The 13,876-nt window shown below is 58.8% G+C and carries 14 protein-coding genes; 5 read left to right on the forward strand and 9 right to left on the reverse strand.

Annotation, left to right across the window (positions count from 1 at the left end; translation table 11 throughout):
* Positions 1-5 precede the first annotated feature (5 nt).
* The 5 genes from NANH_RS0121610 to NANH_RS0121630 form a co-directional block, all read right to left on the reverse strand.
* Positions 6-1,403: an APC family permease gene (locus NANH_RS0121610; RefSeq protein WP_027263918.1), complete on the reverse strand. Its 1,398-nt coding sequence runs from the start codon at positions 1,401-1,403 to the stop codon at positions 6-8.
* The gene (locus NANH_RS0121615; protein ID WP_027263919.1) at positions 1,400-1,585 is read right to left on the reverse strand and encodes a hypothetical protein; all 186 of its coding nucleotides are present in this window, start codon (positions 1,583-1,585) and stop codon (positions 1,400-1,402) included. Before NANH_RS0121615 ends, NANH_RS0121610 begins: the two co-directional genes overlap by 4 nt.
* Positions 1,586-1,608: 23 nt before the next feature.
* Positions 1,609-1,986, reverse strand: a complete 378-nt coding sequence (locus NANH_RS0121620; protein ID WP_027263920.1) for a hypothetical protein — start codon at positions 1,984-1,986, stop codon at positions 1,609-1,611.
* Between the two features lie 8 nt (positions 1,987-1,994).
* On the reverse strand, positions 1,995-2,288 hold the full coding sequence (locus tag NANH_RS0121625; protein WP_027263921.1) for a hypothetical protein: 294 nt from the start codon (positions 2,286-2,288) through the stop codon (positions 1,995-1,997).
* Positions 2,289-2,458: 170 nt separating this feature from the next.
* Positions 2,459-4,054 (reverse strand): APC family permease, encoded by a 1,596-nt coding sequence (locus NANH_RS0121630; RefSeq protein ID WP_051372541.1) that lies wholly within the window; start codon positions 4,052-4,054, stop codon positions 2,459-2,461.
* 351 nt (positions 4,055-4,405) lie between these two features.
* Between NANH_RS0121630 and NANH_RS0121635 the strand changes: the two genes are divergently transcribed.
* From NANH_RS0121635 to NANH_RS0121650, 4 genes are all read left to right on the forward strand, one after another.
* The gene (locus tag NANH_RS0121635) at positions 4,406-5,542 is read left to right on the forward strand and encodes an aminomethyltransferase family protein (protein ID WP_027263923.1); all 1,137 of its coding nucleotides are present in this window, start codon (positions 4,406-4,408) and stop codon (positions 5,540-5,542) included.
* A 79-nt stretch (positions 5,543-5,621) separates the two neighbouring features.
* On the forward strand, positions 5,622-6,230 hold the full coding sequence (locus tag NANH_RS0121640) for a dimethylamine monooxygenase subunit DmmA family protein (RefSeq protein WP_027263924.1): 609 nt from the start codon (positions 5,622-5,624) through the stop codon (positions 6,228-6,230).
* Positions 6,227-7,192, forward strand: coding sequence for a PDR/VanB family oxidoreductase (locus NANH_RS0121645; protein WP_027263925.1), 966 nt, complete (start codon positions 6,227-6,229; stop codon positions 7,190-7,192). Before NANH_RS0121640 ends, NANH_RS0121645 begins: the two co-directional genes overlap by 4 nt.
* A gap of 11 nt (positions 7,193-7,203) precedes the next feature.
* Entirely contained in the window at positions 7,204-8,271 is a 1,068-nt protein-coding gene (locus tag NANH_RS0121650; RefSeq protein ID WP_027263926.1) for a heme-dependent oxidative N-demethylase family protein, read from the forward strand.
* A gap of 15 nt (positions 8,272-8,286) precedes the next feature.
* On the opposite strand, the gene NANH_RS0121655 is transcribed toward NANH_RS0121650, so the two are convergent.
* Complete coding sequence (locus tag NANH_RS0121655; protein ID WP_027263927.1) at positions 8,287-8,943, reverse strand: helix-turn-helix domain-containing protein; 657 nt, start codon at positions 8,941-8,943, stop codon at positions 8,287-8,289.
* Positions 8,944-9,058: 115 nt separating this feature from the next.
* On the opposite strand from NANH_RS0121655, the gene NANH_RS0121660 reads away from it, so the two are divergent.
* Positions 9,059-10,069 (forward strand): GlxA family transcriptional regulator, encoded by a 1,011-nt coding sequence (locus NANH_RS0121660; RefSeq protein ID WP_027263928.1) that lies wholly within the window; start codon positions 9,059-9,061, stop codon positions 10,067-10,069.
* 1 nt (position 10,070) lies between these two features.
* On the opposite strand, the gene NANH_RS0121665 is transcribed toward NANH_RS0121660, so the two are convergent.
* The 3 genes from NANH_RS0121665 to NANH_RS0121675 are packed head-to-tail and all read right to left on the reverse strand — an operon-like array spanning position 10,071 to position 13,871.
* Positions 10,071-10,637 carry a sarcosine oxidase subunit gamma gene (locus NANH_RS0121665; protein WP_027263929.1) on the reverse strand — a complete coding sequence of 189 codons (567 nt, stop codon included), beginning with the start codon at positions 10,635-10,637 and terminating at the stop codon, positions 10,071-10,073.
* A complete protein-coding gene (locus NANH_RS0121670) occupies positions 10,630-13,587 on the reverse strand; it encodes a sarcosine oxidase subunit alpha family protein (protein ID WP_027263930.1) in 2,958 nt (985 codons plus the stop codon). Before NANH_RS0121670 ends, NANH_RS0121665 begins: the two co-directional genes overlap by 8 nt.
* Positions 13,584-13,871, reverse strand: coding sequence for a sarcosine oxidase subunit delta (locus NANH_RS0121675; protein ID WP_027263931.1), 288 nt, complete (start codon positions 13,869-13,871; stop codon positions 13,584-13,586). The genes NANH_RS0121670 and NANH_RS0121675 overlap by 4 nt, the downstream gene beginning before the upstream one ends.
* Between the last annotated feature and the right edge of the window lie 5 nt (positions 13,872-13,876).

Genomic DNA, 13,876 nt, shown 5'->3' on the forward strand with positions numbered 1-13,876 from the left:
GCTCCTCAATAACCCAGCGGTTTCGGCCAGTTCATGGTGAACTGATCCGCACGGCGCACGAATTTGTAACGGTGCAGGACGAACCACAGCGAAGCCACGATGTAAAAGATCATCATCGCCAAGAGCTGAGTGCCAAAGCCCAGATAGGTGGCAAAGAACGTCGTGACGCACAGCGCCATCAGCACAATCGCCGGCAGAGGATGGAACGGATGCACATACCCGCGCCGGATCGTGCCCAGCGGCCATTTACGGCGGAACAGGATCATGTTGATCGGCATAAACGTATAGCCCAGCAAACCCGACAGGATCGAGAAGGTGATCACCTGGTCCAGCAGCCCGGTAAAGGCAAAAGACACGGCAATCGGGATCAGGATCAGGATCGAACGGTAAGGGGTACGATACACCGGATGCACCGCGCCGAACCACTGCGGCATATAGCGGTCCCGCCCCATCGAGAACCACGCGCGCGAGGCGTCGTTGATGCAGCCGTTCGCCGAAGCCGTGGCGGCGAACATGGTGCCGACGAAGAGGAAGATCTGCAGCATCAGAGACCCGGTCATGCGGCTGGCGTCATACAGTGGCACCGTAGCCTGACCCAGATATTGCCAGGGCAGCAGGCCCGAGCAGACATACCATGTCAGTGTGGCGGCAATCAGCAGAGTCATGATTCCGGTCATCGTGCCCAGTGGCAACGAGCGGCTGGGCGAGCGGACTTCCTCGGCGGCCTGACAGGTGCCTTCGATGCCCAGATAGTACCAGATCCCAAACTGGAACGATGCGATGACCCCGATCCAGCCATAGGGCAGCTCGGTCAGCAGGCCCTGGTGTTGCAGGATCGCACCCGGTTGCCACGGCTTGACGCCGATGAAAAGGATCAGGATCGACACGAAAGCCGCTGCTGTGATGACAAAGTTCAGCGACAGGGTCATGAACACGCCACGATAGTTCAGCAGGGCCAGCAACGCGATGATCAGCACCACAAACGGACGTGGATCCAACGCATCATATCCGCTTTGCCCGGCGAGAATGGCCAGAAGGTCTCCCACGATCAACGCATCGGCGGCCTCCAGCATCGTATAGGCCATCACCAGGTACAGCCCGACATTAAAGGCCATCAAAGGCCCCATGATGTGCTTGGCCTGGGCATATTGCCCACCGGCGGCGGCAACGGTCGATGTCACCTCGGAATCGATCATCGCGACGCAGGTGTACAGCAGGCCAATAACCCAACAGGCGATCAGCGCGCCAAACGCGCCGCCCTTACCGACTGAAAAGTTCCAGCCCATGAACTCGCCCACCAGAACGATGCCCACACCCAGCGCCCAGACGTGCACCGGACCAAGAACCCGCAGCAGGCCGACGCGTTCCTGGCTTGCGTCGCTGTTTGTTGCTTGCGCAGTCATCCTTTTGTCCCCTCTACGGCTTCCGGTACGTCTCCATGTTCCAACAGTTCATCCACGCCTTCCTTGGACGACATCAGCGTATCCTCGTCGAATTGCCGGTTCACGCGCGCCGCATCCATGATCATCCACAACAGGATGCCGGCGGCGATCGCCCAGGCAGCGTATTCAAGTATTATCCACATTGGTTTGCCCCTCTCCCGGATGCTCAGCTGTCAAATTTTTCGCGAATGACGTCGCGGTATTCCTTGTCGGACGCCTTCACCATGAAGATGAAATAGCCCAGGATCACCACGCCGGTCAGGATCAGCATGAACGGGTCGATGGTATAGTCGAACCGATGGGTGATCAGTTCGGCCGCTGTTTCCGGTGTATATCCCAGCTTTTCCCACTGGGCCTGCATCACCGGATTTTGCTCCAGTGTTTCCCAATTGACGACTTCGGGCATATTGTCGGTTCCGCCTGCGCCGGTCAGTCCCAGCACCAGTGGGATGAACAACGCGATATAGACCAGCGCCAGCAGAAAGACGGAATCAAAGATCTGCCCCAGACCGCTTTGAGTTGGGGGTTCATATTTGTTAGCCATTGCTTGAATCACTTTCCCTTGGCCGCACGCATTTCGTCGAGGTGGCGAATGTCCAACCCGTAAATGAAATCTTTTTCGTGCGCATAGTGCCGGACCATCGCAACGATGGCGGCGGTGTTGAACAACAGGACGAAGGCCCCGGCGCAGATCAGAACCGTACTGAGCCCGCTGTCTGTCATGAGTGGTTTAACGCTGAAAAATACAAAAATGACGGCGCACCACAGCGCCACCACAAATCCAAAAGCGAACATTGCGTCGCCTCTGAACATCTTCTCTATTCTGGCTTTCATAGTATCGGTCAAATTGCCTTCCTCCCTGTAATTTTCTGATGTGTTCTCGCGCCTCTCTCCTTACGCGGAAGTGTTGCAACGGTGGCACAAAATTTCTTATTGGTCAATTTTTATTACTGACAAGGGTGGAAGAGATAAAAACAGGCACCAGAGGTGCCTATCTTTTGCCTTTGAAGGATGGGTCAGAGGTGGAAGATCTGATTCGAAATAACCACCACGATCAGCCCTGCCATGAGGGTCAGATATGGCAGCATGCCCGCCTTACGCACCGACAGGTCGGTATTGCCGCCAACTGTCAGATCCTCAAGCATCTTTTCCGGAAATTTGCCTTTGTCGGTGACATAGTGGCGATAGGCAAACACCGGCAGGATCAAAGCAATTGCGATGATCGCGGACCGCAGGGTACCTTCGCCCCAGACATTCGCTCCTGCACCCAGCAGGACCGCATTCACAAACGCCAGACCGCCCCCGATCCACAGCAGGATTTTCGGGGCCTTCCAGGGCCGGTAGGCATTGCCATTGTCGATCCTGTGCAGCCAGCCGGAATGCAGGTTGAGGAAGTTGAACACCAGATAGCAGCAGTTCGAGACCGCCAGCACGAACAGATAGTCCGACATCATCAGCAGGATCAGGTTGAACCCCAGATCGGTCCACATCGCCTTTGTCGGCGCTCCATGTTCGTTGGCGTGGGACAGGAACTTGGGGAGCCATCCGTCGACCGATCCCTGATACAGCGTGCGCGAAGATCCTGCCATCGAGGTCATGATCGCCAGTACCAGCGCCAGAAACAGCATCACCACCATGATCTTGGCGATGATCGATCCGCCACCGACCATACCCGCCATGGCACCGGCCACTGCCGAACCATCAACGATACCCGGTTCCAGCATGCCCTCGACTCCCAGAACGCCCTGAAAGCTGAGTGGAACCAATGTATAGACCACGACGCAGACCACGCCGGCGGCGATGATCGCACGCACCGTGTCACGCTGTGGATCCTTGAACTCGCTGGTATAGCAGATCGCCGTTTCAAACGCATAGGCCGACCAGGCGGCGATGAACAGACCGCCCAGAAACAGGGTTGTACCTTCGATGTCCCACGATCCCGAAATCGGTACCACCGGGGTCAGGTTGGCGGTCAGCACATCGCTCGTGAGCAAGGGCACGATACCGACGATCAGCAACGGGATCAGAACTGCCAGCCCCATGATTGTCTGGATCTTGGCAGCACGCGAAATTCCATGGTGCTGAGCCATGAACACGCAGAACAGAATAGCAGTGCCAACAATCGACGTCGTGTTTATGCGCAGCGTCAGACCTTCGTTCAGGAAATCCAGATTCAGCAGCGTAATTTCCCACGCGTTGATCGAAGCTTCGGTGCCAAACAACGATGTCAGCACATAGCCGGCGGCAAGTCCGCCGCCAATGGCCAGGACCGGGGTCCACGCAAGCCAGTTGCACCAGACCGACAAGGGCGCGATGATCTTGGAATACCGCACCCAGGCCGCCGCGCCATAGACCGAAGCGCCGCCTGACTTGCTGGGGAACAGCCCCGCGATCTCGGCATAGACAAAGGCTTGCAGAAAGCCAAAGGAGACCGACAACATCCAGATCACCCAAGACGGACTACCAATCGTCGCGGCGATTCCACCGATCGAGAACAGGACCAGTGCGGGAACGCCCGAGGCCATCCAGAACGCATCCTTCCAGCCGATGGTCCTGTGTAGAGTTCCGCCGCCCCCGGATTGCGCAGTTGATTCGGTTGTTGAAACCATCATGTTTGCTCCTTGTTGGTTGCCGCGTATGATTTTTTTGCCTGCGGCTATTGAACTTACTGATTGTGGGCGCTGTACGGGCGCATTCGAAAAGATGCCTGCCGCACGCATATTTGTTGCCCTGTAGTAAACTTTTATTCATGTACTATTGCTTTCTCCGCAAGCTTTCTGTCAACTGAGTTAGATCGAGCCTGTGTTTTTTGATGGCAATGCCCAGCAAAACTCTTCTCGGAGCGCGACCCGAGTTTCGGCAAGATACCAGCGGAAAGCTGACCCGTATTACCGGGTCAACTGTTTGAAATCAGGGCGCAATTTTATTTGCACACAAGAATCGCAACAGACAGGGAGACCAGAATGACGGCATCATGGAGATTTTCGACCCTTGCGGACAGGCACCGTGCCTTGGGATCGAACCTGGAAGATTGGGGCGGAATGGGCACCGCATGGTCCTATGACAAGGATCAGGTCGAGGAATACATGGCGATCCGCACCAACGCCGGTTTCATGGACGTTTCCGGCCTGCACAAGGTGCATCTGGTTGGACCCCATGCGGCGCATGTGATCGACCGCGCCACCACGCGCAACGTGGAAAAGATCAAACCGGGCCGGTCCTCCTATGCCACCATGTTGAACGACGAGGGCAAGTTCGTCGACGACTGCGTGATCTATCGCATGGGGCCGAACAGCTGGATGGTTGTGCATGGCACCGGCGGCGGCCACGAACAATTGACGATGGCGGCGACGGGACGTGATGTGGATGTACGTTTTGACGACAACCTGCACGACATTTCGTTGCAAGGCCCCAAGGCCGTCGATTTCCTGCAGGAGCAGGGCGTGCCGGGTATCCGCGATCAGGTGTATTTCAGCCATCAGCACACCACGCTGTTCGACAAGCCGGTGACGATCTCGCGCACGGGCTATACCGGTGAGCGGGGCTATGAAATCTTCTGCCGCGGTCAGGACGCGCCACATATCTGGGACACTCTTGTCGAAAAAGGCGCACCCAAGGGCATCATCCCGACCCGGTTCACCACGCTGGACTGGCTGCGGGCCGAAAGCTATCTGTTGTTCTTTCCCTATGACAACTCGGAAATGTACCCTTTCGAGGATGAAAAAGCCGGTGACACCCTGTGGGAACTGGGCCTGGACTTTACCGTTTCTCCGGGCAAAACCGGGTTCCGCGGTGCCGAAGAGCATTACCGCCTGCAGGGCAAGGAACGTTTCAAGATCTACGGCGTCAAGCTGGAGGGCGAGGAACCGGCCGAAGAAGGCGCGCCTCTGCTGAAGAACGGCAAGCAGGTTGGTGTTGTCACCATCGGAATGTATTCTCCTCTGAACAAATGGAACGTCGGAATTGCCCGCATGCCCGTCGACTGTGCGGTGGACGGCACGCAGATGGCGGTCAAGAACGCGAGCGGCGAGATCAAATGCGTGGCCCATGCGATGCCGTTCCATGACCCGGACAAAAAGCGGCGGACCGCCAAAGGCTGATCCGGAACAGAGGTGCGGGGCCGGTTCGGTCCCGCATTTTGATTATTGCTGACATGAAACACTGGAGGGATATGGGCTGATGTCCAAATTCGAGTTTCCCGAATCCATCAACAGCCGACCGGTCTGGGGCACGCTTGAACCGCGCCCGGGCAAATCACACCTGATGATCGCAGACGCCGAGGGCGCCGAAGCATTGTTGGAACTGGCCAAGGCGGATGACCGTCTGATGTCCAAATCCACCATTCTCTACTTTCCCAAAGGCACCGGCGAAACCTATCTGGAAGATCTGGAAAACCTGGGCGCGGCGCAGTTGTACGTCGGACCAAGCTATTCGGCGGCAGTGGCCCGTCTGCGCCGCATCCTGCAGGATGCTCATATGGGGTTGCAGATCTACCTGAGCGGCACGGAAAGCCTTATGGGGCAGGCGATGCGTGAAGCCGCCGATGCCGGTATTCCGCACAGTGCAATTCAGACCGAACATCGCGGTTCGGTCGCACGCCGGATGCAATGCGTGCATTGCAAGGGTATCACCGACGACGTGATGACCGATCCGTTTGTCTGTTCCCATTGTGGTCTGAACCTGTTCGTACGCGATCACTATTCGCGCCGGATCGCCGCCTATCAGGGCGTCTGCGTCGATGCCGAGAATCCCGGCAATGTGCCCGAACCGGTGGAGCTGTACTCATGAGCGCCGGAACCAACAAGATCGCAGTAACCGTGAGCGAAGTGGTCGAGGTCAACGAACTGGTCAAACGCTTTCGTTTTGTGCGCAGCGACGGTGGGCTGTTGCCCACGTTTTCAGGCGGCGCGCACACGGTTGTCGAGATGCACGATGGCGAAATCCAGCGCCTGAATCCCTATTCTCTGATGTCCGATCCGATGGATCAGACCGCTTATACCATTTCGGTGCGACGCGATGACGTTGGCCGGGGCGGGTCGCTTTTCATGCACACGCAGGTGAAACCCGGCGATCAGATGGTGATCAGCTATCCGGTCAACCTGTTCTCTTTGGATCTGCGGGCCCGCAAACATCTGATGATCGCGGGTGGTATCGGCATCACGCCGTTCCTGGCCCAGATCAAGCAGTTGACGGCAACGAACGGTCGGTTCGAACTCCATTACGCCTGCCGCTCGCCAGCGTTGGGGTCGTATGTCGATGAGCTGTGCGATCATCACCCCAACAACGTACACATCTACTACGATGAACAGAAACAGTCGATCGACCTGGAACATTTGCTGGACGGCCAGCCGCTGGGCACACATATCTATGTATGCGGCCCCAAAGGGATGATCGACTGGGTGCGGGGCAAGGCCGAGGCGCTCGGCTGGCCTCGCGAGGCGGTGCATTACGAAGAATTTCTGGCTCCGCAATCCGGCAAGCCGTTCGAAGTCAAGCTGGCCGTGTCCAACAAGGTCATCCGGGTTGGCGAACACCAAAGCCTGCTGGAAGCCATCGAAGCCGCAGGAGTCGATGCCCCCTATTTGTGCCGGGGCGGTGCCTGCGGGCAGTGCGAAACCGATGTCATTGGTTATGACGGCAAGTTCCTGCACTATGATCACTGGCTGGAAGACGATCAGAAGGCCAGCGGAAAGAAGATCATGCCCTGCGTCAGCCGGTTCGAGGGCAAAACCCTGGTACTGGACCGCTGAGGAGAGAGATCATGACAATCCAATTCAACGACGAGACCTTTCGCGACGACTATACGTTCCGCAATTCGCAATGGGCCATTGATCGCTTCCCCTTTCCGTTTCACGAAGACAGCTACATGTATTCGGTGAACATGGAACAGCATCAGGGTGGACCCGCAGGATCGGTTTTCGAGAAACGGTTTGATGTCGACGAGCATTACGTTTCTGAAATGAAGGATCGGGCGCTTGTGCTGGCCGAGGATCCGCTGCGTTGTCAGTGCCTGCCGCATATGACGCTGGCGGGTTGGGACTTGCTGGAGTTGATCATGGTCAGCAAGTCCGAGGATTATCCGGATCTGTTCGAGCTGCACCGGGAAGGCAACAACTGGCACTGGATCAACAAACCACTGGGCATCGACCACAAATTTGTGTTCCTGGATGAAACCACGCTGCCATATGGCCCGATGGAATATATCACCCGCCAAAGCCAGGGCGATTTCGCGGTGCTGGATCAGCGTGACGACAACCTTTGGATGGACGCGGGCATGGTCACCACCCAGGCGGACTGGAGTCTGGACTTCGACATCGGAATGAACTTCTTTGAATGGCATGCGCCCGTGCCCAAGGCGAATGAGATGGGCATTTTCGTGCGGGCGCTGAAATTTCTGCTGAACATCCAGCAGGGAACGCCAGCACGGCGCCTGAACTGGACCATGACGGTCAATCCTCTGCTCGATACCAGCCCTGAAAATTACCACAAATGGGGCGTTCAAAAGACCACGCTGACGCCGGAAAACATCGGCACAAAACAGCATCTGCGCGTCGAGTTGCAGACCTTCTTCCGCCTGCCGCGGTCCAATGCGCTGGTGTTCCCGATCCGCTGCTATCTGATCAGCCTGCAGGATCTGGTAACCGTTCCGAAATGGGGCCGCCGCCTGCACCGGGTAATCCGCGATCTTCCGGTCGAACTGGCGACATACAAAGGGTTCATCGACAATCGGCCGATGATCGTTGACTACCTGTCACAGTTTGACGACGGGTTGCCGACTTCGGACGGCATCTGGCCGGACAAGAACACCGAGCCGCCACTGCAGACCTGACGGCCTGCCCACGCATCAGGAATGTTGCGGGTACGAAATGATCGACAGATAGCGGGCCGGCAGTTTGTTCAGCTTTTCCGGCCCGTGTGGTGCGTCAGCGTCGAAAAACAGCGTATCGCCGGGTTCCAGATCGTAGACCTCGGTCCCATGGCGATACCCGATCTCGCCTTCAAGCATATAGATGGTTTCAATCCCGTCATGTTGAAACGCCGGAAACACGTCGGACTGCTCGGTCAGCGTGATCAGATAGGGTTCTACGATCACTCCGCTGGCGTTGGATCCGATATGGCCCAACAGATTGTACTGATGGCCCGCGCGGGTGCCCATGCGCTCGGTCTCGACACCTTGTCCGGATTTGGTCAGCATCGCGCCTCGATATTCTTCGAACCGGCGCAAAAAGGCGGTCAACGGTACGCTGAGCGCGTTGGCGAGCGCCTGCAGAGTAGTCAGAGAAGGCGAAGTGTTGCCGTTCTCTATCTTCGACAGCATCCCGATCGACAGCCCCGTTGCTTCGGCCAACGCCACAACGGTCATGTTCTGCTGCTTGCGAAAGGCGCGAACCTCCTTGCCAATCGCCACTTCCAAGTTTTTCTCGCGGCCATCACGGACGCGATGCGGATCCTGATTCAGGGCGGATTTGACCTTTTTCAGCGCATCTGCTTCGGATTTCATGGCTGGCCTTCCCGATCTTGTGTTAGTTTCGAGGTTACAGCGTGTTGATCCATCCCAAGAGAAAAATCGTGCAATTTCAGCCAAACGCTCGGAAACTGTTTCCTGTGGGTAACAAATGGTAACTGTAAATAATAGCCCGGCGGTGCTGGGATTCCTGATTTTTCCGGGCTTCCCGATGGCTTGCCTGACATCGGCGATCGAACCCTTGCGGGCGGCAAACGAGATCGCGGGACAGACTGCATTTGCATGGAAACTGATTTCGGAAACGGGCGATAGGGTTCGCTCCAGTGCCGCTGTCAGCTTTGATCCGGATTTGGCCCTTCGGGACGTCGAGGACCTGAATTACCTTTTTCTGCTCAGCAGTCCACTGGCGCCGTTTGCAACCGCCAAGGCCACGCAAGGGCATCTACGCCGATTGGCCCGCCACGGAATGACGCTGGGCGGGGTCAGTGGCGGTGTCTTTCCAATGGCGCGCGCCGGGTTGCTCGAGGACCATGTCTGTAGCGTGCACTGGTGTTACGAAGCGGCTTTCGCAGCCGAGTTCCCGCATCTCAGAACCACCGACGATGTCATTGTGATTGACCGGCAACGCCAGACGGCTTCGGGGGCTGCGGCAGTCTTTGATCTGATGCTGCACCTGATCGATCAGACCCTGGGAGAGGATGTCACGACCGAGGTCGCCTGCTGGTTCCAGCATCCGCTGGTGCGCGGGCAGGGGGTGCGCCAGAAGATCCCGACGGTGCGCGGCGAAAGCACCTCGGACATGTTGCCCGAGACCGTCGCCCAAGCGGTACGGATCTTTGCCAGCCACATCGAGGACCCGCTCAACGTGGCCGATGTGGCGCGGATCGTAGGCGTGTCGCCGCGCCAGCTAGAACGCCTGTTCAAAGGATCGACTGGGCGCAGCCCGTCTCAATATTACCGGTCGCTGCGGATGAACGCCGCGCGCCAACTGGTACAATATTCGCGGGACACCATGACCCAGATCGCCTTGGCTGTCGGCTATGCCACGGCGACCCCGATGGTGGCCCACTACCGCGAAGCCTTTGGCCTGACCCCGCAACAGGACCGCAAGAAGATCAACCTGTTCCGGGTCGAGAACAACCGCTCGATCCCGTCGGTCTGAGTCAGATTGCGCTGGTCGCCGCCGTCATCAGTGCATGATGGATTGAGCGGGCGGACGAACGTGGGCCAAGGACGCTGAAATGATCGTCCTGCGGGCGACGGATCAGAAGACAGCCCAGATGCTCCAGCCGGGTTCGGGTCACGGAACCCGGTGCCATCGAGCGGGTATCGGCGTTGCACAGTCGCTCCAGAACGTCGTGACAGCGCTCTCCCTGCAAGTCGAACCGCACCCAGCCATCTGTCTGTTCTGTGACCGAGGCGGTGTCGCCCAGTGCCGCCTTGATCTGCGCCGCAAGAGACTCGTGGGTGTCATGCGGGGCTTCGATCATCCATTGGTCGGGTCCGATCCAGAACACCCCGAACGGATCCGGTTCTGCGGTTCGCGCCACATCCGGCAGCGCCATGCCAAGAAACGCCCGCGCGGCGCTGGCCATAGCCGGTTCCTGACCCAGCCGTGCGGCCACCGAGGCCAGCGCCCAATCCGGACATTCGGAAATCCGCAAGCCGTCGAAACTATCGACGCGGGCGGTTGTGCCGCCAAGGGCGGTCAGGGGAGTGAGATCAAGCACGCAGACGGTCTCCTTTAGGGTCGACAAAATGGGCACTGACGACATCGACTTGCACCTCGCTGCCGGTCAACGGGCTGACAAGACGCAGGGTCTCGCCCATACGGTTGGCGCCATCTTTCAGGAAGCCGATGCCAATCGACGAATTCAGGATCGGTGAATAACAGGCAGATGTTACATAACCCTGATTATGAGATGCATCGACCGGCGTTCCCAACTCCATCAGATGGCCACCCGCCGTGACCTTGGCGCTGCTGTCCTGGGGCTTGAAACCGACCAACGCCAGCGCGTCGTCGCGGTTCAGCCCTTCACGCTCGGACAGGGTTGATCCGATAGCGTCTTTCTTCTTGGACACCATGCGCCCCATACCCAGATTCAGCGCCGTGGTGGTGCCATTCAGCTCGTTGCCTGCCGCATGACCCTTTTCGATCCGCATGACGCCAAGCGCTTCGGTGCCATAGGCTACCACATCGAATTCCGCACCTGCCGTCATCAATCGCCGGATCAGCGCATCGCCATACCGCGTCGGCACCGCGATTTCATAGGCAAGTTCGCCCGAGAACGAAATCCGGAACAACCGCGCGCGCAGACCGCCGCAGACCGTGATTTCACGGCAGGCCATGAACTCGAACCCTTCATTGCTGATGTCGAATTCAGGATCGACGATCTTTTGCAACAGCTTGCGACTGTTTGGACCGGCCACCGCGTATTGCGCCCAGGCTTCGGTGGTCGAAATCAGCTGCACGTCCATGTCCGGGCACAGGCACTGATGCACAAACTCCAGGTGACGATAGACCCCAACCGCGTTTGCCGTGGTGGTGGTCATCACGAAATGATCCTCGGCCAACCGCGCCGTGGTGCCATCATCCATGGCGATTCCGTCCTCGCGCAACATCAGCCCATACCGGGTTTTGCCCACTGCCAGCTTGGCAAAGGCATTGGCATAGACCTTGTTGAGAAATTGTGCCGCATCAGTGCCTTGTACGTCGATCTTGCCCAAAGTCGTCACGTCGCACACCCCGACCGAACCGCGCACGGCGCGCACCTCGCGGTCAACGCTTTGCCGCCATTCGGTTTCGCCCGGTTTCGGGAACCATTGTGCCCGCAGCCAGTTGCCGGTCTCGACAAAGACCGCACCCTGTTCGGTGGCCCATTTGTGGCTGGGCGTTTCGCGCACCGGGTGAAAATGCTTGCCCCGCGATCGCCCGCCAAGCGCTCCCATGGCGACCGGCGTATACGGCGGCCGAAAGATCGTGGTCCCCACCTCGGGGATGGATTTTCCGGCAAGTTCGGCCATGATCGCCAACCCGCCCATGTTCGATGTCTTGCCCTGATCCGTGGCCATGCCCAGCGTCGTATAGCGTTTCAGATGCTCGACAGAACGAAAGTTCTCCTGATGGGCCAGCTTGACGTCCTTGACGGTCACATCGTTCTGCTGATCCAGCCAGGCGCGGCCCTTGCCGCCTTTGACGTACCAGAAGGGTTTCAGGTTCACCGGGGTGTCTTCGGCTGCGGGCAGATCGACCGGTTTCGCAGCGATGCCCAATTGCTCCAGGGACGCAGCCGCCTGAGACGCTCCCGTGGTCAGGGCCGCGTGGGTCGAAAAGGCCCCATCCGCCGCCCCTGCAACGGTCAGACCCGCTGGCCCGTCATCGCCCGGAACAAAGGCCGCGATACCCGCATCCCAGACCGGTCGCCCGCGCTGATGGCAAGTCATGTGCACATTCGGGTTCCAGCCGCCCGACACGCCAAGCGCGCCGCATTCGATAGTGCGCTCGGACCCGTCCGCCAGTTGTACCTCGATAAATTTCAGCCCCAGGCGACCGGAAGTATCGGTAACCTGCGCTCCGGCAAGCAATTCGCAATCTGCCACACGCGGCGCATCTGGGCGCGGGTCAATCACCGCAGCCACATTGACCCCCTTGGCGATCAGATCGACAGCGGTGCGATGCCCGTCGTCATTGTTGGTGAACACGGCGACCTTTTGTGCCGGAGTTGCGGCCCAACGGTTGACATAAGCGCGCATGGCACCGGCGAGCATGATGCCGGGTCGGTCGTTGTTTTCAAAGGCAATCGGGCGCTCGATGGCTCCGGCACACAGCAGTGTCCGCTTGGCATAGATCCGCCACAGGATCTGGCGGGGCTTGCCCGGCGCGGGCACCGGCAGGTGGTCCGACACCCGTTCGACCGCGCCGCAGATGCCGTGGTCGAACGCACCGATTACAGTGGTACGGATCATGCAACGCACGTTTGGCAGCGCATTTAGCTCTGCAAGCGTCCGGGCAACCCACTCAGCCGCAGCATCTTCGCCCAGCGAAAACGTCTCGGAGTTCAAGCGCCCGCCAAAGGCAAAATCCTCATCTGCCAGGATCACCCGCGCCCCGGACCGCCCGGCAGTCAGTGCGGCAGCCAGACCCGATGGCCCTGCCCCGACGATCAGCAGATCGCAATGCAGGAACCCCTTGTCATATTCGTCCGGATCGTCCTGCAGAGACAGCGAACCCAGACCGGCGGCCTTGCGGATAATCGGTTCGTACAGCTTTTCCCAGAAAGCCGCCGGCCACATGAAGGTCTTGTAATAAAACCCGGCGGTCAGAAAGTTGCTGAACCGATCGTTGATCGCCATGGCGTCGAACTTGAGCGACGGAAACCGGTTCTGGCTGCGCGCCTCCAACCCGTCAAACAGCTCGGCGGTGGTGGCGCGGGTGTTGGGTTCCTGCCGTGCGCCGCTGCGCAGCTCGACCAGCGCGTTTGGCTCTTCACTGCCCGATGTCAGCACGCCGCGCGGGCGGTGATATTTGAACGACCGCCCCATCAGGCGCACGCCATTGGCCATCAGCGCCGAGGCCAGCGTGTCGCCGGGATGGCCCTGATAGCGGGTACCGTCAAAGCGGAAAGTCAGGCTGCGGGAGGTGTCGATCTGCCCGCCATTCAATCGGTTGATCTGGCTCATTTGCTGCGCCCTCGTGCACGGGCCACATCGCGGGCCAGTTCTACGGCTGTGATTTCATGGGTGGTGGTGTCGCGCGTCACAACCAGCCAGCTGCGGTCGCCGGTTTCGTGGAACCACAGTTCGCGATGGCTGCCTGCCGGGTTGTCGCGCAGGTAGAGATAGTCGTGGAACTGATCCACGGCATTCTCGGCCTGCCAGTCGGGGCGGTCGATCAGCGACGCATCGCCCAGATAGGTGAATTCCTGGCTGTCACGCGGCCCCAGAAGCGGGTGATTGATAATCATGGTCC

It is taken from the genome of Sedimentitalea nanhaiensis DSM 24252, from assembly GCF_000473225.1.
In the GTDB taxonomy this organism is placed as follows: Bacteria; Pseudomonadota; Alphaproteobacteria; order Rhodobacterales; family Rhodobacteraceae; genus Sedimentitalea; species Sedimentitalea nanhaiensis.